This window comes from Aliamphritea spongicola, from assembly GCF_017051665.1.
Lineage (GTDB): Bacteria > Pseudomonadota > Gammaproteobacteria > Pseudomonadales > Balneatricaceae > Amphritea > Amphritea spongicola.
In genome coordinates, this window is record NZ_JAFIDL010000052.1 from 1 (window position 1) to 343 (window position 343).

Annotated in this window: 1 protein-coding gene; it reads left to right on the forward strand. The window is 64.7% G+C overall.

The genetic code is table 11. From position 1 onward, the window contains the following. Window positions 1-79 precede the first annotated feature (79 nt). The coding region (locus JYB63_RS22695; protein WP_205660198.1) for an SDR family NAD(P)-dependent oxidoreductase at window positions 80-343 on the forward strand (264 nt) is incomplete at its 3' end.

Consider the following 343-nt stretch of genomic DNA (forward strand, 5'->3'; position numbering starts at 1 on the left):
CTTTGTGGACAGTGATCGCCATTCATTTCACCCATACTGAATGACAGCGCAATCCCCTCACCCACTTTGGAGAAATAGCATGACGACAGCACAACCTCTGCAAGGCAAAGTCGCATTCGTTCAGGGCGGCTCCCGCGGCATCGGCGCCGCCATCGTGAAACGGTTGGCGAACGAAGGCGCCGCCGTCGCCTTTACCTACGCCGCCTCGGCCGATCGCGCCGAAGCGGTGGCGAGCGCCGTGACCGCCGCCGGCGGCAAAGCCCTCGCCATCAAGGCCGACAGCGCCGATGCAGCGGCGCTGCAGCAGGCGGTTCGCCAGGCGGTGAGCCACTTCGGCAACCTG